Source organism: Cupriavidus basilensis OR16, from assembly GCF_000243095.1.
Classification (GTDB): Bacteria; Pseudomonadota; Gammaproteobacteria; order Burkholderiales; family Burkholderiaceae; genus Cupriavidus; species Cupriavidus basilensis_D.
In genome coordinates, this window is sequence record NZ_AHJE01000022.1 from 100,123 (window position 1) to 119,233 (window position 19,111).

17 protein-coding genes and 2 pseudogenes are annotated in these 19,111 nt (G+C 65.2%); 14 read left to right on the forward strand and 5 right to left on the reverse strand.

Going from position 1 to position 19,111, the window contains the following annotated elements:
- The first annotated feature begins 159 nt into the window (after positions 1–159).
- The 3 genes and pseudogenes from OR16_RS09445 (at position 160) to OR16_RS09455 (ending at position 2,878) form a co-directional block, all read left to right on the forward strand.
- Positions 160–1,206, forward strand: coding sequence for an ABC transporter substrate-binding protein (locus OR16_RS09445; protein ID WP_006157733.1), 1,047 nt, complete (start codon positions 160–162; stop codon positions 1,204–1,206).
- 198 nt (positions 1,207–1,404) lie between these two features.
- A pseudogene (locus tag OR16_RS09450) lies at positions 1,405–2,023 on the forward strand (ABC transporter ATP-binding protein).
- Between the two features lie 63 nt (positions 2,024–2,086).
- Positions 2,087–2,878 carry an ABC transporter permease gene (locus OR16_RS09455; RefSeq protein ID WP_006157734.1) on the forward strand — a complete coding sequence of 264 codons (792 nt, stop codon included), beginning with the start codon at positions 2,087–2,089 and terminating at the stop codon, positions 2,876–2,878.
- Between the two features lie 93 nt (positions 2,879–2,971).
- On the opposite strand, the gene OR16_RS09460 is transcribed toward OR16_RS09455, so the two are convergent.
- Both OR16_RS09460 and OR16_RS09465 read right to left on the reverse strand, forming a co-directional pair.
- Positions 2,972–4,393: a sensor histidine kinase gene (locus tag OR16_RS09460; protein WP_006157735.1), complete on the reverse strand. Its 1,422-nt coding sequence runs from the start codon at positions 4,391–4,393 to the stop codon at positions 2,972–2,974.
- Positions 4,390–5,088 (reverse strand): response regulator, encoded by a 699-nt coding sequence (locus OR16_RS09465; RefSeq protein ID WP_006157736.1) that lies wholly within the window; start codon positions 5,086–5,088, stop codon positions 4,390–4,392. Before OR16_RS09465 ends, OR16_RS09460 begins: the two co-directional genes overlap by 4 nt.
- 257 nt (positions 5,089–5,345) lie before the next feature.
- Here OR16_RS09465 and OR16_RS09470 point away from each other — a divergent pair, with 257 nt between their 5' ends.
- On the forward strand, positions 5,346–6,404 hold the full coding sequence (locus OR16_RS09470) for a porin (RefSeq protein ID WP_006157737.1): 1,059 nt from the start codon (positions 5,346–5,348) through the stop codon (positions 6,402–6,404).
- A 104-nt stretch (positions 6,405–6,508) separates the two neighbouring features.
- Here OR16_RS09470 and OR16_RS09475 read toward each other — a convergent pair whose 3' ends face one another.
- Positions 6,509–7,429 (reverse strand): NADPH:quinone oxidoreductase family protein, encoded by a 921-nt coding sequence (locus OR16_RS09475; RefSeq protein ID WP_006157738.1) that lies wholly within the window; start codon positions 7,427–7,429, stop codon positions 6,509–6,511.
- A gap of 221 nt (positions 7,430–7,650) precedes the next feature.
- Between OR16_RS09475 and surE the strand changes: the two genes are divergently transcribed.
- The 5 genes and pseudogenes from surE to OR16_RS09500 form a co-directional block, all read left to right on the forward strand.
- Positions 7,651–8,403 carry a 5'/3'-nucleotidase SurE gene (gene surE / locus OR16_RS09480; protein ID WP_006157739.1) on the forward strand — a complete coding sequence of 251 codons (753 nt, stop codon included), beginning with the start codon at positions 7,651–7,653 and terminating at the stop codon, positions 8,401–8,403.
- 25 nt (positions 8,404–8,428) lie between these two features.
- Positions 8,429–9,325 carry a protein-L-isoaspartate(D-aspartate) O-methyltransferase gene (locus OR16_RS09485; RefSeq protein WP_006157740.1) on the forward strand — a complete coding sequence of 299 codons (897 nt, stop codon included), beginning with the start codon at positions 8,429–8,431 and terminating at the stop codon, positions 9,323–9,325.
- A gap of 8 nt (positions 9,326–9,333) precedes the next feature.
- Entirely contained in the window at positions 9,334–10,188 is an 855-nt protein-coding gene (locus OR16_RS09490) for a peptidoglycan DD-metalloendopeptidase family protein (protein WP_006157741.1), read from the forward strand.
- A 6-nt stretch (positions 10,189–10,194) separates the two neighbouring features.
- Entirely contained in the window at positions 10,195–11,367 is a 1,173-nt protein-coding gene (gene rpoS / locus OR16_RS09495; protein ID WP_043419075.1) for an RNA polymerase sigma factor RpoS, read from the forward strand.
- Positions 11,364–12,023 (forward strand): annotated as a pseudogene (locus OR16_RS09500) (3'-5' exonuclease); the annotation flags it as partial. The gene rpoS and the pseudogene OR16_RS09500, both read left to right, overlap by 4 nt.
- A gap of 126 nt (positions 12,024–12,149) precedes the next feature.
- Here the strand turns inward: OR16_RS09500 and OR16_RS09505 are convergent.
- A complete protein-coding gene (locus OR16_RS09505) occupies positions 12,150–13,019 on the reverse strand; it encodes an endonuclease/exonuclease/phosphatase family protein (protein WP_006157744.1) in 870 nt (289 codons plus the stop codon).
- A gap of 197 nt (positions 13,020–13,216) precedes the next feature.
- Here OR16_RS09505 and rlmD point away from each other — a divergent pair, with 197 nt between their 5' ends.
- Positions 13,217–14,641: a 23S rRNA (uracil(1939)-C(5))-methyltransferase RlmD gene (gene rlmD / locus OR16_RS09510; RefSeq protein ID WP_423739646.1), complete on the forward strand. Its 1,425-nt coding sequence runs from the start codon at positions 13,217–13,219 to the stop codon at positions 14,639–14,641.
- Here rlmD and OR16_RS09515 read toward each other — a convergent pair.
- Positions 14,638–15,339: a Bax inhibitor-1/YccA family protein gene (locus tag OR16_RS09515; protein WP_006157746.1), complete on the reverse strand. Its 702-nt coding sequence runs from the start codon at positions 15,337–15,339 to the stop codon at positions 14,638–14,640. The two genes, rlmD and OR16_RS09515, sit on opposite strands and share 4 nt — an antisense overlap.
- Before the next feature lie 339 nt (positions 15,340–15,678).
- Between OR16_RS09515 and ndk the strand changes: the two genes are divergently transcribed.
- Genes ndk through OR16_RS09535 form a run of 4 tightly spaced genes read left to right on the forward strand, consistent with a single transcriptional unit; the run spans position 15,679 to position 19,070 of the window.
- Entirely contained in the window at positions 15,679–16,104 is a 426-nt protein-coding gene (ndk, locus tag OR16_RS09520; RefSeq protein WP_006157747.1) for a nucleoside-diphosphate kinase, read from the forward strand.
- A 53-nt stretch (positions 16,105–16,157) separates the two neighbouring features.
- Positions 16,158–17,312: a 23S rRNA (adenine(2503)-C(2))-methyltransferase RlmN gene (gene rlmN / locus OR16_RS09525; RefSeq protein WP_006157748.1), complete on the forward strand. Its 1,155-nt coding sequence runs from the start codon at positions 16,158–16,160 to the stop codon at positions 17,310–17,312.
- Complete coding sequence (gene pilW, locus OR16_RS09530; protein ID WP_006157749.1) at positions 17,309–18,088, forward strand: type IV pilus biogenesis/stability protein PilW; 780 nt, start codon at positions 17,309–17,311, stop codon at positions 18,086–18,088. Before rlmN ends, pilW begins: the two co-directional genes overlap by 4 nt.
- Positions 18,081–19,070, forward strand: a complete 990-nt coding sequence (locus OR16_RS09535) for a RodZ domain-containing protein (RefSeq protein WP_006157750.1) — start codon at positions 18,081–18,083, stop codon at positions 19,068–19,070. Before pilW ends, OR16_RS09535 begins: the two co-directional genes overlap by 8 nt.
- Positions 19,071–19,111: the final 41 nt, after the last annotated feature.

A 19,111-nucleotide genomic window follows, 5' to 3' on the forward strand; every position in this document is an offset into this window, starting at 1 on the left:
CGCATGCGCGCGCCGCATAGGTGTTGATCCCGATGCGGCCTGTTGCGGCATCGGCTAGCATCGCAACTTGCCGCTACGCGGCACCACGCAAGACGTGGCGCGTGATGGTACGCATCAGCGCGAGAGCGGCAGTCGACGGGTAATCAGGTAGGAGAGGAAATGTATAACAAGAAATTCTGGAAGCAGGCGCTGCTCGCGCTGGCACTGTTCCTGGCAGGCTGGTTTACCTTTGGCGGCTACGCCCAGGCACAGGGCAAGCCCGAGAAGACCAAGATCACCATCGCCGTGGGCGGCAAGAACCTGTTCTACTACCTGCCGCTGACCATTGCCGAGCGCCTCGGCTACTTCAAGGACGAAGGCCTCGACGTCGAGATCGTCGACTTCGCTGGCGGTGCCAAGGCATTGCAGGCCGTGGTGGGCGGCAGCGCCGACGTGGTCTCCGGCGCCTACGAGCACACCATCAACCTGCAGTCCAAGGGCCAGCAGTACCAGGAGTTCGTGCTGCAGGGCCGTGCCCCGCAGATCGTGCTGGTGGTCTCCAACAAGACCATGCCCAACTTCAAGTCGGTGGCCGACCTGAAGGGCAAGAAGATCGGCGTGACCGCGCCGGGCTCCTCCACCAACATGATGGCCAACTTCGTGCTGGCCAAGGCCGGGCTGAAGGCCTCCGACGTGTCCTTCATCGGTGTCGGCGCCAGTGCCGGCGCGGTGGCGGCCATGCGCTCCGGACAGATCGATGCGATGGCCAACCTCGATCCCGTGGTGTCGATGCTGACCCAGAAGAACGAAGTGCGCATTGCCTCGGACACCCGCACGCTCAAGGACACCCAGGCCGTCTTCGGCGGCAATATGCCGTCGGGTTGCCTGTACGCGTCCACCGCCTTTATCCAGCAGAACCCGAACACCACGCAGGCGCTTACCAACGCCATGGTGCGCGCGCTCAAGTGGTTGCAGAAGGCGGGCCCGTCGGACATCGTCAAGACCGTGCCGGAGAGCTATTTGCTGGGCGATCGCGCGCTGTACCTGTCCGCCTGGGACAAGGTCAAGGAAGCCATCTCGCCGGATGGCAGCATGCCGGCTGACGGCCCCAAGACCGCGCTCAACACGCTGCAGCAGTTCGATCCGGACCTGAAGGGCAAGACCATCAAGCTGGAAAACACCTTCACCAACACCTTTGTGCAGAAGGCGAACGCCAAGTACAAATAAGGCCTCGCCCGCGCCCTGGGTGCCGGCGGCCCGCTGCGTGCAGCGGGCCTTTGCATTGGCGCGTACCGATGCCACCCATGGCATCCGGCGCGCCGTCCTGAACCCGCTTTCCACGTAATTTCTATCGCGCGGTATCGCGGTGCCTGCATCCATCGCACCCGTTGCGTCATTCAGCACCGTATCCGCCAAGAGCCTGCCATGAGCACTCCCGCACTTTCCCTCGACAACGTCACCTGCACCTTCGTTTCCCGCGACGATCGCAGCCAGCGCTATACCGCCGTCAAGGAGACCACCCTGGACATCCAGCCCGGCGAGTTCGTCTCCGTGGTGGGGCCGACCGGCTGCGGCAAGTCCACCCTGCTCAATGTGGGCGCCGGCTTGCTGCAGCCTTCGATTGGCGAGGTACGGGTGTTCGGCGAGCCGCTGCGCGGCATCAACACCCGTGCCGGCTACATGTTCAACGCTGATACTGGATCCGGACATCATCCTGATGGACGAGCCGTTCTCCGCGCTCGATATCCAGACCCGCCAGCTGATGGAAAACGAGGTGCTGGAGTTGTGGGCGGCCAAGCGCAAGGCGGTGCTGTTCATCACCCACGATCTTGACGAGGCCATCGCCATGAGCGATCGCGTGGTGGTGCTGTCGGCGGGTCCGGGCACGCACCCGATCGGCGAGTTCGCCATCGACCTGCCGCGCCCGCGCGATGTGGCCGAGATCCGCAACCATCCTCGCTTCGTCGAGCTGCACGCGGCCATCTGGGACGTGCTGCGCGAGGAAGTGCTCAAGGGCTACGCGCAGCAGCGCAAGGTGGCCTGAGTTGGCCTGGCGCGCTTCGTTCCCATTCAATCCGGTCTGATTTCAATACGAGTTTCGATTCCCATGGCTTTCCGTCCCGACTCCAAGGGCATGCTGCGATTCTGGCAGCTGCTCGTCCTCGTTGTGATCCTCGGCGCCTGGCATGCCGCCACGCGCTCGCAGCAGGTTGCCTTCTTCTTCGGTGAGCCACTGATGGTGGCCCAGCGTATCTGGAACTGGTTCGTCGTCGAGCGCGACATCTACGTCCACCTCGGCGTGACCTTGATCGAGACGCTGCTGGCCTTTGGCATCGGCACGGCCGCGGGCCTTGGCGTTGGCCTGTGGCTGGCGCTCAGCCCGCTTACCTCGGCCATCCTCGATCCTTATATCAAGGCGATGAACTCGATGCCGCGCGTGATCCTGGCACCGATCTTTGCCGTTTGGTTCGGCCTTGGCATCTGGTCAAAGGTGGCGCTGGCCGTGACGCTGGTGTTCTTCATCGTGTTCTTCAACGTCTACCAGGGCGTCAAGGAAGTCAGCCCCGTGGTGCTGGCCAATGTGCGCATGCTGGGCGCGAACCGCAAGCAGCTGCTGCGCCATGTCTACCTGCCGAGCGCGACCAGCTGGGTGTTTTCCTCGTTGCATACCTCAGTCGGCCTGGCGTTCGTGGGCGCGGTGGTGGGCGAGTACCTGGGCTCGGCGCGCGGCGTCGGCTACCTGATCCTGCAGGCCGAGGGCACCTTCGACATCAACACGGTGTTTGCGGGCATCGTGGTGCTGACCGCGGCGGCACTGGTGCTGGACACGCTGGTCGGTCGCGTGGAGACGCGGCTGATGAAGTGGCAGCCCAAGAGCGGAGAAACCGAGCGGTTGTAAGCCGGCCGCCGGCCTGGCGCCAGGCCTTTACGTTACGTTACGGCAGGAACTGGCGCTGCCGGCCAGTTGCCCGCCTTAGTGGTCCCGCCAGCTTCAGCGCGAGGCGAGGCCAGCCTCGGCGCGCCCCCCCGCAGCCACCGCGAAGCGCACGCTGACGGTCAGGCCGCCGCCGGGGGTTTCCTCAAGTTCCACCGTGGCGCCATGGGCGCGCGCGACCTGGCGCACGATCGGCAGGCCCAGGCCACTGCCATCCTGTCCCCGCGTGGACTCGCCGCGATAGAAGCGCTGGAATACCTTGTCGCGCTCATCGTCGGCAACGCCGGGGCCGCTATCCACCACTTGCAACAACGGCTGGTTCTCCCGACCCGCGACGCGGACCGTCACCCGCGCGCCGGGGCCGGCATAGCGGATCGCGTTGTCCACCAGGTTGCCGGCCAGCTCCTGGAGCCATTCCGGCTGCCCCATGATCTGTACTGGCGCATCGGCTTCGAAGCCGAGGTCGACCTGGCCGGCCCGTGCCACCGGCGCCCATTCGAGCGCCACGTCCCTGGCCAGCGTATCGAGGCGCAAGGGCTGCAACGCCGGTGCGTAGCCACCGTCGGGTTCCAGGCGCGATAGCGACAGCAATTGCTGCACGCCTTTGGCGGCCTGGCGCACGGTATCGTGCAGGGGCCGCAGGTGGTGGCGCATGCGCTCGCCATCGTGCTCACGCAGCGCCAGTTCCGACTGCGCCTGCATGATGGCCAGCGGGGTCTTCAATTGGTGCGCGGCATCGGCAAAGAAGCGCTTGCGTGCCAGCAACATGCGCTGCAGGCGCGCGACGTACTGGTTGATCGCCTCGACCAGGGGCTTCATTTCGGCGGGCATGTCTTTTTGTTCCAGCGGAGCCAGGTCATCGGCGCCTCGTTCGGCCACCGCGGCACTGAGCCGGTGCAGTGGCCGCAGGCCGCGGCGCACGCCCAGCCACACGATGCCCAGCGCCAGCGTGACCAGCACCATCTCCTGCTGCAGCGACCCGGCCAGGATCTCCCGCGCCAGCGACTGGCGCGGCTCGATGGTCTCGCCGACCAGCACCCAGACCAGCCGTGCCTGCCCCGACGGCATGTCGCGCACCGGCAGCGGCTGCGCGGCCATGCGCACCGGCTCGCCGCGCAAATTGGCGTCGTAGAAGACGGTCTTGTAGAGCGGCTGCCTTGGTGTGGCCGGCATCGGCAGGTCGTCGTAGCCGGTCAGCGTGGCGCCGTGCTCGTCGCGAATCACGTAGTAGATGCGGCTGCCTGCCTCGGACTCGAAGATCTCCAGCGCGAGGTAGGGCACGTCAATGGCGAAGCGGCCTTCATGCAGGCGGATGCCTTCGCGCATTGACTTGAGCGAGGCTTCCAGCGTGCGGTCGAACGCCACGTGGGCGGCGTCCATCGCGCGGTGATAGGTCATCCATGCGTCAAGCGCCAGCAGGGCCAGCAACGGCAGCAGCAGCCAGAGCGATAGCTGCAGGCGCAGGCTTGGGACTCTCATCGGGCAGCCGGCGTGGCCATGTTCGCTTGCGCGGAGGCATCCAGCAGGTAGCCCAGCCCGCGCAAGGTCACGATGGCTACGCCGCTGCCTTCCAGCTTCTTGCGCAGGCGGTGCACGTAGATTTCGATGGCGTCCGGGTTGACGGATTCGTCGATGCCGAAAATCTTCTCCGACATGGCTTCCTTGTTGACGGCGCGTCCGTCGCGCAGCATCAGCACCTCGAGCACGGCGCGTTCCCGCCGGGTCAGCGCCAGGGGCTCGCCACCCAGCACGAAGGCGCGGCTGGTGCCGTCATAGCACAGCGTGCCGCATTGCAGTTGCGTGCTCTCGTGACCAAAGCTGCGGCGTATCAGCGCGCGCGCGCGGGCCTCCAGCTCCGACAGGTCGAATGGCTTGGACAGGTAGTCGTCCGCACCGAGGTTGAGCCCCTTCACGCGGTCCTCGACCGAGCCGTGCGCGGTCAGGATCAGCACGGGCATGGCATTGCGCCGTTGCCGCAGGCGCCGCAGCACCTCCAGGCCATCGAGCTTGGGCAGGCCCAGGTCGAGGATGACCAGCGCGTAGTCCTGGGTCGAGAGCAGGTGATCGGCCGCGCGGCCATCGTGCATGCAGTCCACGGCGAAGCCCGCCTGGCTGAGCGCCTCGGCCAGGGCATTCGCCAGCATCACATTGTCTTCAACGAGCAGGATTCGCATTCTCTTGGTGGGTGGGGCGCCCGGGTCAAATTGGTAAAAGCGGGGGGAGGGCTGCAAAGGCGGGCCGCGCTGAGAAATACAGGTATCCGGCCCGACTTTGAAGCTAGGGAAACTCCCAACCCCGAATGCCGGCGCGGCGACGAAATCCGTCGGATTTCGAAAGCGAACTGAAAGTGCGCCTGCCATACCATGCGTGCCATCCCGGGGGGGCTGCCCGGATATCACCACGACAATCACAAATCACAAGAGGAGACAGCATGAAGCTGAAATCGATCGCGCTGGCAGCAGTCGGCATGAGCCTGGCCGGTGGCGCCGCGGCGCAATCCAGCGTGACCCTGTACGGCATCATGGATGCCGGCATCGAGTATGCCAGCCATGCCGGCCCGAATGGCTCGGTGCTCAAGATGACCTCGGGCGGCAAGAACACGTCGCGCTGGGGCATGCGCGGCAGCGAGGACCTTGGCGGCGGGCTCAAGGCACTGTTCCAGCTGGAGAGCGGCATCGCCATCGACACCGGGCGGCTGGATTCCGACGGCACGCTGTTCGATCGCCGCGCCATCGTTGGCTTGTCCAGCAAGTATGGCCAGGTGGTGCTGGGCCGCACCTTCACCACCACCTATGACTTCATGCTGCCGTTCGACCCGATGGGCTACGCACCGAATTACTCGTGGGCGACCTCAGCGACCGCTACCGGCGACCGCAAGGATGGCTTGTTCTCGCGCGCGTCCAACGCGATCCGCTACGACGGCACCTTTGGCGGCGCGAAGCTTGGCGCCACGGTGGCGCTGGGCGAAGTGGCCGGCAGCTTCAAGCGCTCGTCCAAGTACGATCTCGGCGTGGGCTACAGCGCAGGCGGGTTTGCCGCGGCCGCCACCTGGGATCGCCAGAACGGCGCTGGCACGAGCACCACGCCCGCCGATGTCACGGACTACATTCAGGGCATCCACGCCGGCGCCAGCTATGACTTCGGCGACCTCAAGCTCTACGCGGGCTACCGCAACTACAAGCGGACCTTCACCACGGCCGCCGCGTCTCACCGCAGCGATATGTACTGGGGCGGCGCGTCCTATGACTTCACGCCGGCGTTCACGTTGTATGGCGCGGTCTACAAGCAGAATATCAAGGGCGGCAGCGACGCCGATCCGATCCTGTTCTCGATGCGCGCCCAGTACGCGCTGTCAAAGCGCACCACGGCTTACTTGTCTGGCGGCTATGCCAAGGCGCGCAACGGGCAGAACGTGAGCTTGTCCCGCGACTTCATCGGCTATGCCAACAATCAGGTGGGCGTGACCGCCGGCTTGCAGCATCGCTTCTGATGCGCGCGGCGATGGCTGCGTGACACGTCACTGCAAAAAAACAGCGCCTGGGGCTACGGCCCCAGGCGCTGTTTTTTCTTGCATCGCGCCACAGGCGCGCTGCATCAGGGCACGATGACGATCTTGCCGGTGACCTTGCGGGCTTCCATGTCTTTCAGGGCTTGCGGCGCCTGCTCCAGCGCATAGCGCGCGGAGATGTGCGGGCGGATCTTGCCTTCCTTCATCCAGCCCAGCATCTGCGCCATGTTGGCCTGGTTGGCCTTGGGCTCGCGCCGCGCAAAGTCGCCCCAGAACACGCCCACTAGCGAAGCGCCCTTGAGCAGCGCCAGGTTCAGCCAGCCGATCGAGCGGAACGCCGGCTCGGCGTAGATGCCGCCCACCGGGTCATAGATCACGTCGGGGCCGCGGCCATCGGTCAGCGCCTTCACGCGTTCACGCAGGTCTTCGGTGCTGTAGTTGATCAGTGCGTCGGCGCCATGATCCTTGCAGACCGCGAGCTTCTCGTCGGTCGATGCCGCCGCGATCACGCGGGCGCCGATGGCCTTGCCGATTTCGATGGCGGCCAGGCCCACGCCGCCGGCAGCGCCGAGCACCAGCATGGTCTGGCCCGCCTTCAGCTCACCCCGGTCGATCACCGCATGGTGCGAGGTGCCGTAGGTGAGGGTGAACGCCGCGGCGGTCTCGAAATCGATGCCCGGCGGCATCGGCACCACGGCCGCCGCGGGGGCCTTGGCCTGCGAGGCGAAGGCGCCGTTGCCCAGGTAGGCGATGACATTGTCGCCGGGCTTGACGTGGGTCACGCCTTCGCCCACCGCGTTGACCACGCCGGCCAGTTCCGAACCGGGCGAGAAGGGCAGTTGCGGCTTGGCCTGGTATTTGTTCTGGATGATGAGGACGTCGGGGAAATTCACGCCGGCCGCCTTTACGTCGATGACCACTTCGCCCGCGCCGGGCACCAGGTCAGGCAGGGTTTCGAGAACCAGCGAATCAGGCGGGCCCCAGGCTTTGCAAAGTACGGCTTTCATCATGTCTCCGGTGATATGTTCGGTGCCCGGCAGAAGAAGGCGCAAAAGGGTGCATGCGTGGTTCATGCCAGTTGCGCCAGGCAGGCCCGGGCAAGTGTAGCGCAAAATAGCACGGTCGTTCTGTTACAAGCTGGCGAGCCGCCGCCGGGTGCCGGTTTTGCGGCAGGATTTGCACGGCGGACAGGGCGCTCGCGGCAGCCTTGTCAGGTACAATCCCGGCCATGCATATCCTCCTCGCAAACGATGACGGTTACCTGGCGCCGGGGCTAGCCGCGCTACATGCCGCGCTGGCGCCGCTGGCGCGCATCACGGTGATTGCGCCTGAGCAAAACCACAGCGGTGCTTCCAACTCGCTGACCTTGCAGCGGCCACTGTCCATCTATGAAGCCCGGGAGGGCGTGCAGAAGGGGTTCCGCTTCGTCAACGGCACGCCGACCGATTGCGTGCATATCGCGCTGACCGGCCTGCTCGACGAGAAACCCGACCTGGTGGTGTCCGGCATCAACCAGGGCCAGAACATGGGCGAGGACGTGCTGTATTCCGGTACCGTCGCCGCCGCCATCGAGGGCTTCCTGCTCGGCATTCCCTCGATCGCCTTTTCGCAGGTGGACAAGGGCTGGACCCATCTCGACGCCGCCGCGCGCGTGGCGCGCGACATCGTCGAGCGCTATATCGCCAAGCCCGCGGCCGAGCCGTTCCTTCTCAACGTCAATATTCCCAGCCTGCCGTTCGAACACATCAAAGGCTACCGTGCCACCCGGCTCGGCAAGCGCCATCCGTCCCAGCCGGTGATCACGCAGGTCAACCCGCGCGGCGATACCAATTACTGGATCGGGCCCGCCGGCGATGCGCGCGATGCGAGCGAGGGCACGGATTTCCATGCCACGGGCGAAGGCTTCGTGTCGCTGACCCCTTTGCAGCTGGACCTGACTCACCGCGGGCAGCTCGAGCAGATCAACCAGTGGCTGGCATAAGCCCCTGCCCGCGCAGCCGGCCGTCATGAGTTCCGTCCCGCGTCGCCCAAAGTTTCCCCTGTCGCTGGACGCGGTGGTCGAGCGCAAGCCCGCGCCGGCACGTACCGCCGGCATGGCCGCCGTGGGCGGTGCGCGCGGCGCGGCGATGGCCGCCAAATCGCGCGCGGCCAAGGCTCCTGCCACGCCCACCCCGGCAGCGAGCGCCGTGCAGGCTCGCGCCAGCGCCGCCACCGCTGGCGGCGGCGGCATGGCCTCCGAGCGGGCGCGCGGCGCGCTGGCGGCGCGCCTGGTCGCGGCCGGCATCCGCGACGAGCGTGTGCTTGACGCGATCGCCACCATCCCGCGCCACCTGTTTGTCGAGCCCGGCCTGTCATCGCAAGCGTATGAAGACGCGGCGTTGCCGATCGGCCACCAGCAGACCATCTCCAAGCCGTCGGTAGTGGCACGCATGATCGAGCTGTTGCGCGAGGGCCTTGGCGCGGATGAGCCGCTGGAGCGTGTGCTGGAAATCGGCACCGGCTGCGGCTACCAGGCGGCGGTACTGAGCCTGGTGGCGCGCGAAGTGTTCTCTATCGAGCGGATTCGTCCGCTACACGAACAAGCCAAGGCGAACTTGCGGCCGCTGCGCGTGCCAAACCTGCGCCTGCATTATGGCGACGGCATGCTGGGTTTACCCCAGGCGGCGCCGTTTTCGTCGATTATCCTGGCGGCGGCCGGCATGGAGGTGCCTCAGGCGTTGCTGGAGCAGCTTGCCATTGGCGGCCGGCTGATCGCGCCCGTGGCGGTGGCTCCCTCGGCCGGCGGGCCCGGGCAGACCGTCACACAGCAATTATTGTTGATCGAGCGGCGTAACCGGCATCGATTTCACCGGACCGCGCTTGAAGCTGTTTTCTTTGTGCCATTAAAATCGGGCACTATCTGAGTCGAACTATGCACAATATCGTGAACACGGAACGTTTCGCCCGCGCCGGGCAGCTCGCTACCGCCTCCCTGCTGCTGGCCTTGCTGGCCGCCTGCGCTTCCTCGCCCATGCCGGCGCCCGTGGTGGATCGCACCTCCGGCGCCGGCGTCGCCGGGGTCGTACCGCTGGAGCCCGCGCCGCCTGGATACTATCGCGTCAAGCGAGGCGATACGCTTTATCGAATCGCGCTCGAGAACGGGCAGTCCTATCGCGATGTCGCGGCCTGGAATTCGCTGGCCAATGCCAACCAGATCGAAGTGGGCCAATTGTTGCGCGTGGCGCCTCCTGGTGCCGACGTCAACGCGGGCACCGGCGTGGCCACCATGCCGGTGGCGCCAGGCAGCGTACAGGGCCAGCCGATCGATCAGGCCCGCCCGGTAGCCACGCCAGTGCCGTCGACAGCCACGGCTGGTGGGGCTTCCGCGCCCGTGGCGGCCGCCTCCGCGTCCGCCGCCGACGGGTCGGTCAAGCTGGCATGGCCGGTCACCGGCCAGTTGATTGGGCGTTTCGACGAAAAAGGCAACAAGGGCATCGATATTGCCGGTAAAAAGGGCGATTCGGTGCAAGCAGCCGATGATGGCCGCGTGATTCACGTTGGCCCCTTGCGCGGCTACGGGAATCTTGTCATCATCAAACACAACGATACATATCTCACTGCTTACGGTCACAACGACAAAGTGTTGGTGACGGAGCAGGCAACGGTCCGCAAGGGACAGAAGATTGCAGAGATGGGCAACAGTGACACCGATCGTGTGAAGCTGCATTTCGAGGTACGCAAGAACGGGAAACCAGTCGATCCGATGCGGTATCTGCCGCCACAGTGAGGGTTCATGCCACGCCAGAAAACTGTCTCCACCGGAAGCACCAGCCGCGCTCGGCGTCCCAAGCAGCCGGAGTTGCAGCAGTCCGCTGGCGTGGCGCAAGCCGATGCCGATTCCGAGGCCTACGGCCAGGACCCGGCCGCAGACCTGGTTCCGCTGACCGATGAGCCAATCACCACGGGTACGGCGGTTGGCCTGCGCGAGGCCGACCTGATGGTCGAGGAAGTCGAGCGCCAGGCTCGCGACGAGGACGAAGACGAGTCCGAGGACGAAGAGGAGGGTGAGGCCGCTGCCGAGCCCGCCGCGCCCGATCACGACGATTTCCGGACCGTGCTGCATACCGAGTTGGCAGCCGATACCGTCCAGCATTACCTGAACCGCATCAGCATCAAGCCACTGCTGTCCGCGCCCGAAGAGTTGCATTTCTCCACGCTGGCCAAGGGCGGTGATTTCTCGGCGCGGCAGGTCATGATCGAGCGCAACCTGCGGCTGGTGGTCAGCATCGCCAAGGGCTACCTCAATCGCGGCGTACCGCTGCTGGACCTGATCGAGGAAGGCAATCTCGGCCTGATGCATGCCATCGAGAAATTCGATCCTTCCCGCGGTTTCCGTTTCTCGACCTACGCCACATGGTGGATCCGCCAGAGCATCGAGCGCGCCATCATGAACCAGGCGCGCACCGTACGCCTGCCGGTCCACGTCATCCGCGAACTCAACCAGGTGCTGCGCGCCAAGCGCCATCTGGAGAAGGGCGGCACCGACGGCCGCGATGCCAGCCTGGAAGACATTGCCCACCTGCTGGGCAAGACGCCTGACGAAATACAAGACGTGCTCGCGCTCAACGAGCACACCACCTCGCTCGACACGCCATTCGATCTCGATCCCGGATCCAGCCTGCTTGATTTCCTCTCGGACGAGCATAACGCGGCACCCGACCAGGAGGTCGCGCACCGCGAGCTGGAAAACCTGATGAAACAATGGTTGGCGCGTTTGTCCGAAAAGCACCGCTATGTTGTCGAGCGCCGCTTCGGACTTAATCATATCGAGCCCGCCACGCTGGAAGAACTTGCCGAGGAAATGGGGCTGACGCGCGAGCGCGTGCGCCAGATCCAGCAAGAGGCGCTGGTCAAGCTCAAACGCCATTTTGCTTCACAAGGCGTGCGCAAGGACGCTGTTCTATGACACCTGTGCTGGTATTCGACATCGAGACGATTCCCGATGTCGATGGATTGCGTCGTCTGCACGACCATCCCGATTCCATGACCGATGCCGAGGTCGCCGAACATGCTTTCGCGGCCCGCCGCGAGAAAAACGGCACCGATTTCCTACCCCACTACCTGCAGCGCATCGCGGCTATCTCCTGCGTGCTGCGCCGTAACCAGCGCGATGGCACGCCGGTCTTCCACGTGGGCTCGCTTGGCACGCTAGAGGACGGCGAGGCGGTGCTGATCCAGAAGTTCTATGACCTGGTGGCACGCTACTCGCCCCAGATGGTGTCGTGGAACGGCGGCGGCTTCGACCTGCCCGTGCTGCATTATCGCGGCCTGGTGCATGGCATCGTCGCGCCGCGCTACTGGGAAATGGGCGAAGGCAGCGAATCCGACAGCCGCGAGTTCAAGTGGAACAACTATATCAGCCGTTACCACATGCGGCACCTGGACCTGATGGACCTGCTGGCGCTGTACCAGCCCCGCGCCAGCGCGCCGCTGGACGACCTCGCCAAGCTATGCGGCTTTCCCGGCAAGATGGGGATGGACGGCAGCAAGGTCTGGCAGGCCTACCAGGATGGCCAACTGGCCGCGATCCGCGATTACTGCGAGACCGACGTCGTCAACACCTAAATCGAATTCGTGCAGGAGTCGCTCGCCGATCTCCAGTCCTTCCGCATCAAGCCGGTGTATGCCGGCGGCGATGACGACGAAGAACCGGAAATCTAGGCGCATCCCACATCCCATGACAGGCCCTTATTCGTCCGCCAGCGAAAGATAGATCGGCTGGTGGTCGGATGCCCGTGTTTCGCCATCCACCTCGCAGTACAGCACGCGCGGCAGCAGGTCCTCCGTCAGGAAGGCAAAATCGCAGGCAAACGGCGCCTGCGGCCATTGGTCCCTGTCATACAAGCCGCAAGTTGGTGCATGAGGCTTGCCGGGGTGGCGATGCGTCCAGGCATCGTGCCAGCCTATGATGCCGGTTTCGTGGCAGCCGTCGTATGGCGCCAGCATGCGCAGGTAAGCGATATCGTCCGGGGCGCCGTTGAAATCGCCGCATAGCACGGCGGAAGCGGGCCGTGCCTCCGGCGTGAACGGGCCAGCGGCGGTCTCGCGCAAGCCGGGCTGGCTGGCGTGCTCGCAGGCCTCGCGGTGCCAGGCACGCAATGCGTCGGTCTGGGCCGCGCGCTGGTGCGTCGAGTAGTACTCCAGGTGGGTGCAGATCACGCGCAGGCGCCGGTCTCCCGCCAACACCGTGGCTTCCAGCGCCACGCGCGGCATCGACGGGACAGCCGGGTCGGCCGGCCAGGGCAGGGCGTGGCGAAATACCTCGAACAGGGGCAGGCGGGTGGCGATGAGGTTGCCGAACTGGCGCGGCGAGCCGTCCGTGGCGAAACGGTCCACCGCTGGGGCGTAGAGGATCCGGTAGCCGGGCAACAGCGCCGCCAGCTCGGCCACCTGGTCGGGACCAGGTTCGCCCGCGAGGTCGGAGTAGCCGCGCGTCACCTCCTGCAGGCACAGCACATCGGCATCGGCGATGGCATGCAGCGTCCTGACCATGCGGGCCAGGTCGACGCGCCCGTCGGCGCCACGGCCCCACTGGATATTCCAGGAAATCAGTTCCATGTCGCCCCCTGCTCGTTTGCCGCGGCGCGTGGTGCCGGTGCTCAGTGCCGGCTGTGCCACGCGCGTGCTGCACCCATGTTGCGCCTATCTGGCGCGCTTGTCCCAGTCCTCGTTGCGCCGAGTTTGCCGCGGAGCCGCCCGGCTGTGCGTCTGGACTACAATCGCGCTTTTACAAAACAATACGTCAGGTTCCCCAGGTGTCTCAAGCCGTGACTCTTTCGCAAGCTCATTCCGCGCCAAAAGGTGGCGTTTCCGCCTCTCCGGCCGTCCCCGCATCGGTCAAGCCTGCGCCCGCGCAGTTGCCCATCGTGCAGATCCACAGCCTCGACATGGAGGCGCGCGGCGTCGGCCGGCTGGTCAATGAAGATGGCAGCCCGGGCAAGGTGATCTTCGTCGAGGGCGCGCTGCCGGGCGAGACCGTCAGCTACAGCAGCTTCAAGCGCAAGGCCAGTTTCGAGCAGGCAAACCTGGGCACGATCAAGAAAGCCTCGTCGATGCGCGTGAAGCCGGGCTGCGAGTATTTTGGCGTTTGCGGCGGTTGTTCGATGCAGCACCTGGACGCGCGCGCGCAAGTGGCCATCAAGCAACGCGTGCTGGAAGACGATCTCTGGCATCTGTCGAAGCTGCGCCCGGACGTGGTGTTCCGCCCGATCGCCGGCCCGGACTGGGGTTACCGCTACCGGGCGCGCCTTTCGGTGCGTTACATGGCAAAGAAGGGCATGGCGCTGGTCGGTTTCCATGAGCGCAAGAGCAGCTATGTGGCCGACATGACCCGTTGCAAAGTGCTGCCGCCGCACGTATCCGCCCTGCTTGTGCCGCTGCGCGGGCTCATCGCGGGCTTGTCGATCCGCGACCGCCTGCCGCAGGTCGAGCTGGCCGTGGGGCAGGACGTGACGGCGCTGGTGTTGCGCATCCTGATGCCCCTGACCGAAGCCGACGAGGCGCTGCTGCGGGCCTTCGCGGACCAGCATGGCGTGCAGTTCTGGTTGCAGCCCAAGGGGCCGGACACGGTGGCGCCGTTCTACCCGCGGGACCGCGAGCTGGCCTATACGCTGCCGGAATTCAACATCCGCATGCCGTTCAAGCCGACCGACTTTACCCAGGTCAACCACCAGATCAACCGCGCGCTGATTGGGCGGGCGCTGCGCCTGCTGGAGGCCAGCCCGGACGACCGGCTGCTCGACCTGTTCTGTGGCATCGGCAATTTCACGTTGCCGCTGGCCACGCTCGGCCGCTCGGTGATGGGCATCGAAGGCAGCGAGGTCCTGACCACCCGGGCACTGGCCAATGCGGCCATCAACGGGCTGGACCACAAGACCGAATTCGCCTGCCGCAACCTCTTCGAGGTGGGGGCCGCGGACATTGCCGCGCTGGGCCGTTTCGACCGCTGGCTGGTCGACCCGCCGCGCGAAGGCGCATTGGCGGTCAGCAAGGCGCTGGCCGAACTGGCCCAGGCCGGCAGCGACGTGCTGCCCAAGCGTATCGTCTACGTCTCCTGCAACCCGGCCACGCTGGCGCGCGATGCCGGCTTGCTGGTGGAGCGGCCTCGGCAAAGAAAAAGGCCAGCGCGGATGCGCTGGCCTTTTTCGTCTGGGACAGGGCGGCCGGGCCGCCCGCCTTAGTCGCGGTTGCCGCCGAAGATGCCCAGCAGCGCCAGCAGGTTGGCAAAGACGTTGTACACGTCCAGGTAGATCGCCAGCGTGGCCGTGATGTAGTTGGTCTCGCCGCCGTTCAGCACGCGCTGGACGTCAAAGAGGATGTAGGCGGAGAAGATGCCGATGGCGATCACCGAAACCGTGATCATCAGCGACGGCAGCTGCAGCCAGATGTTGGCGACACTGGCCAGTATCAGCAGGATCACACCGACGAACAGGAATTTGCTCAGCCCGGAGAAGTCGCGCTTGCTGACGGTAGCAATGGTGGCCATGGCGCCGAACACCGCCGCTGTGCCGCCGAAGGCATACATGATCAGCGCCGGGCCATTGGAGAACTGCAGCACCGAGCCGATCAGGCGCGACAGCATCAGGCCCATGAAGAAGGTGAAGGCCAGCAGCAGGACCACGCCCATGCTGCTGTTCTTGGTCTTCTCGATGGCATAGAAGAAGCCGAACGCGATGCCCAGGAACAGGATCATCGACAGGCCGGGGCTGCCTTTCATCAGGCTGAAGCCCGTGGTGACGCCGATCCACGCACCGATGACGGTGGGAATCATCGAAATCGCAAGCAACCAGTAGGTGTTGCGCATGACCCGATTGCGCACCACGACGTCGCTCGTCGCGGTGCCGCTGCCGAAACTGTATGTGTTCAGCTTGTTATCCATGGTGACTCCTGTCTCAAAACGGTGAGGCGCCGGGGTAACCCAGGCGGGCACAACGCCAATGTGGCATCGCAGTAGGGGAATTGCAAGGGTTGAGGGAACGTATCAGCCACTTTTCCGCAAAATCCGCGCTGTCAGTGATGATTTGATCGCAATCGGCCTCGTGCGTTCCCTGCACGCGGCATGCCATTCTAAGTGGCTTTCAAGCATCTTTGTGGTGTGCGCCATGCCTCGGCTGACTCCCGGGGACCGGCAGCCATGGGCATTCTCGAAACCATAACCGTCTCGTGCTAGAATTGCACGTTTATTCCAATTGTAACCCCTTCATTTTTCGGAGTTTTTATGGCGATCGAACGCACCCTGTCGATTATCAAGCCGGATGCCGTGGCAAAGAATGTCATCGGCCAGATTTACGCTCGTTTCGAGGCCGCCGGCCTGAAGATCGTGGCTGCCAAGATGGTTCACCTGTCGCGCGGCGAAGCCGAGCAATTCTACGCAGTGCACGCTGCCCGCCCGTTCTTCAAGGACCTGGTGGACTTCATGGTTTCCGGCCCGGTCATCATCCAGGCCCTGGAAGGCGAAAACGCCATCGCCAAGCATCGCGACCTGATGGGCGCAACCGACCCGAAGAAGGCTGAAGCCGGCACGATCCGCGCTGACTTCGCTGACAGCATCGACGCCAACGCCGTTCACGGCTCGGACGCAGCAGAAACCGCTGCCGTCGAAATCGCTTTCTTCTTCCCCGGCATGAACGTTTACAGCCGCTGATTGTCTGGTCTATTCCTCAAGACTAGACTGATTTAGAAGTTGATACTGCCGTCATGAACACTCTCGTCAACCTGCTCGACCTGGATGCGGACGCGCTCACCGCTTATTGTGGAGAGCTCGGCGAGAAGCCGTTTCGTGCGCGGCAGCTGCAGCGCTGGATTCACCAGTTCGGCGCCAGCCGTTTCGATGCCATGTCGGATCTCGCCAAGTCGCTGCGCGAAAAGCTCGCCACGCGCGCCGAGATCCGTTCGCCTGCCGTCATCACCGACAACCTGTCGGCCGACGGCACGCGCAAGTGGCTGCTTGACGTTGGCGCCGGCGATGCGGTGGAGACGGTGTACATCCCTGAGGAGACGCGCGGCACGCTGTGCGTGTCTTCGCAGGCGGGGTGCGCCGTCAATTGCCGGTTCTGCTCGACCGGCAAGCAAGGTTTCTCGCGCAACCTGTCCACTGGCGAGATCATCGGCCAGCTGTGGATGGCCGAGTTTGCCATGCGTGCCCAACTAGGCCGTGGTGCCAAGGACGACCGCGTCATCTCCAATGTGGTGATGATGGGCATGGGCGAGCCGCTGCTCAACTATGACCAGGTTGTGCCGGCCATGCGCCTGATGCTGGACGACCATGCCTACGGGCTGTCGCGCCGGCGCGTGACACTGTCCACGTCCGGCGTGGTGCCGATGATGGACCGCCTGGCCAAGGATTTGCCTGTGGCGTTGGCGGTATCGCTGCACGCGTCTAACGATCCGTTGCGCGACATGCTGGTGCCGCTCAACAAGAAGTACCCTCTTGCCGAGCTGATGGCGGCTTGCCGTCGTTACCTGGAATTCGCCCCGCGCGATTTCATCACTTTCGAATACTGCATGCTGGATGGCGTCAACGACGGCGTCGAGCATGCGCGGGAACTGCTGAAGCTTGTGGCCGACGTGCCTTGCAAGTTCAACCTGATCCCGTTCAACCCCTTCCCGGAGTCGGGTCTCAAGCGCTCGAACAACGAGCAGATCCGCCGCTTCGCCCAGGTCCTGATGGATGCCGGCATCGTCACCACCATCCGCAAGACGCGCGGCGACGATATCGACGCAGCCTGTGGCCAGCTGGCGGGTGAGGTCAAGGACCGCACCCGGCTGGCCCAGCGCGGCAAGTTCGGCAAGATCACGCCGATCGTGGCGGCGCCCGCGGCCGGCCAGCCGCAAGAGGCCCGGCCTGCATGACCCGTCTGATCGTTGCGGTCCTGATGGGGCTGGTGCTGCTGTCCGCGTGCCAGTTGCCGCCGCCGCTCAAGCCCGAATTGCAGACGGCATCGGACCAGACCGACGTCAGCCGGCGTGCCACGATCCGTCTCCAGCTGGCGACCAGCTACCTGGAGGCTGGCCAGTACAGCGTCGCGCTGGACGAGGCCAAGCAGGCGATCGCGATCGATCCGGCGCTGGTCGATGCGTACCATATCCGTGCGCTGGTCTACATGAACATGAATGAGCGGGCGCTTGCCGAAGAGAGCTTTCGCAGTGCGCTGGCCATGCGCGCCAACGACGGCGACGTGCTGAACAACTTCGGCTGGTTCCTGTGCGTGAACGGGCGCTATGCGGAGGCCGTGCCTTACCTCGAGCGCGCGGTCAACGCGCCCTCCGCCAATGGGCCGGGCAAGGCCCTGACGAGCCTTGGCGCCTGCCAGCTGCGCAATGGCGACAGCGAGGCAGCCGAGAAGAGCTTGTTCGGCGCGTTGCGCTTCGATCGCAACAACCCGGTAGCAAACAACAACCTGGCGCTGCTGTATTACCGGCGCGGGGACTACCAGCGGGCCCAGCAGTATGTCGGCCGCATCAACAGCAGCAATTTCGTCAGCGCGCAATCCCTCTGGCTGGGTGCGCGCATTGCCCGCCGTCAGGGCGACGTCGCCGCGCAGAATGCCCTGGTGGCACAGTTGCGCAGCCGTTTCCCCGATTCGCGTGAGTTGACCGCATACGAACAAGGAGCATGGGATGAGTGAGCACGAGCGCGCCGAAGGCCAGACTGCGGCGACGGGTCATGCGGGCGGTAGCCCCGCGGATGCCGGGCGCGAGGCGGTGGCGCGCGAGATTGGCGAGCGCCTGGCGCAAGGGCGCAAGGATCAGCGTTTCTCGCTGGACGATGTCAGCGCGCGGCTGAAGGTCGCCTCGCACAAGCTGGCCGCCATCGAGCAGGGTGACGTCGCGGCACTGCCCGACGTGACCTTTGCCAAGGGCGTGATGCGCGCCTACGCGCGCATGCTCCAGATCGACATCGATGCCTTGCTGGCGCGATTCCACGCGCAGGCCGTGCCGGTGGTGGAAATCGGCATGCGCCGCGAAGGCGGCCTGAACGAGAGCTTCGACGATCGTAACCGCTTTGGCTCCGGCGGCTCCGGTGGCCGGTGGATCTGGCTGGCCCTGGTGGTCGCCGGCATCGGCGGCGGGGCCTTGTTCGGGCTGGACCATTTCAAGCAATGGATCGAGGCGCGCAAGGAAACCCTCACGGCGCCTGCGGTGACACAAGCCACGGTGCAGGGCGCAGAGCCTGGTACCGTCACGGCGGCGCTGCCGCCCGTGATGGCTTCGTCCGACGCCCCCGCGCCTTCCGAGGCGTTGCCTGCCAGCGGCCCGGCGGCGGTGGAGGCGGTAGCGCCCGCTGCATCCGCTGCACCCGCCGTGGCGGCCGCGCCGGTTCCGGCCACCATGGCTGCGTCGGTGCCAGTGCCTGTGGCGGCTGCGGGCACGGGCGAACTACGTATCCGTTTTGCCTCGGATACCTGGTACGAGATCCGCGACCGTAGTGGCAAGGTTGTGCTCGGCGGTACCGCGCGCGCCGGCCAGGATCTGAGCGGTGGCGGCACGCCGCCGTACAAAATCGTGATCGGCAACGTCAAGGGCGTCGAGTCGCTGACGCGCAACGGCACGCCGGTCGACCTGCGGGCGGCCAACCGCAATAATGTGGCGCGCCTGACGCTGCCCTGAACATTGTTTCTCCAGCCATGCGCGACGCCGCATTGCAAGGT

What these genes read in the sequence shown, in the direction of transcription:
- OR16_RS09515 (WP_006157746.1), bottom strand. Translation starts at nt 15,339, where the DNA reads ATGGATAACAAGCTGAACACATACAGTTTCGGCAGCGGCACCGCGACG.
- OR16_RS09485 (WP_006157740.1), top strand. Translation starts at nt 8,429, where the DNA reads ATGAGTTCCGTCCCGCGTCGCCCAAAGTTTCCCCTGTCGCTGGACGCG.
- OR16_RS09465 (WP_006157736.1), bottom strand. Translation starts at nt 5,088, where the DNA reads ATGCGAATCCTGCTCGTTGAAGACAATGTGATGCTGGCGAATGCCCTG.
- rpoS (WP_043419075.1), top strand. Translation starts at nt 10,195, where the DNA reads ATGCCACGCCAGAAAACTGTCTCCACCGGAAGCACCAGCCGCGCTCGG.
- OR16_RS09470 (WP_006157737.1), top strand. Translation starts at nt 5,346, where the DNA reads ATGAAGCTGAAATCGATCGCGCTGGCAGCAGTCGGCATGAGCCTGGCC.
- OR16_RS09490 (WP_006157741.1), top strand. Translation starts at nt 9,334, where the DNA reads ATGCACAATATCGTGAACACGGAACGTTTCGCCCGCGCCGGGCAGCTC.
- rlmN (WP_006157748.1), top strand. Translation starts at nt 16,158, where the DNA reads ATGAACACTCTCGTCAACCTGCTCGACCTGGATGCGGACGCGCTCACC.
- ndk (WP_006157747.1), top strand. Translation starts at nt 15,679, where the DNA reads ATGGCGATCGAACGCACCCTGTCGATTATCAAGCCGGATGCCGTGGCA.
- OR16_RS09505 (WP_006157744.1), bottom strand. Translation starts at nt 13,019, where the DNA reads ATGGAACTGATTTCCTGGAATATCCAGTGGGGCCGTGGCGCCGACGGG.
- surE (WP_006157739.1), top strand. Translation starts at nt 7,651, where the DNA reads ATGCATATCCTCCTCGCAAACGATGACGGTTACCTGGCGCCGGGGCTA.
- OR16_RS09475 (WP_006157738.1), bottom strand. Translation starts at nt 7,429, where the DNA reads ATGAAAGCCGTACTTTGCAAAGCCTGGGGCCCGCCTGATTCGCTGGTT.
- OR16_RS09535 (WP_006157750.1), top strand. Translation starts at nt 18,081, where the DNA reads ATGAGTGAGCACGAGCGCGCCGAAGGCCAGACTGCGGCGACGGGTCAT.
- OR16_RS09460 (WP_006157735.1), bottom strand. Translation starts at nt 4,393, where the DNA reads ATGAGAGTCCCAAGCCTGCGCCTGCAGCTATCGCTCTGGCTGCTGCTG.
- pilW (WP_006157749.1), top strand. Translation starts at nt 17,309, where the DNA reads ATGACCCGTCTGATCGTTGCGGTCCTGATGGGGCTGGTGCTGCTGTCC.
- OR16_RS09445 (WP_006157733.1), top strand. Translation starts at nt 160, where the DNA reads ATGTATAACAAGAAATTCTGGAAGCAGGCGCTGCTCGCGCTGGCACTG.
- OR16_RS09455 (WP_006157734.1), top strand. Translation starts at nt 2,087, where the DNA reads ATGGCTTTCCGTCCCGACTCCAAGGGCATGCTGCGATTCTGGCAGCTG.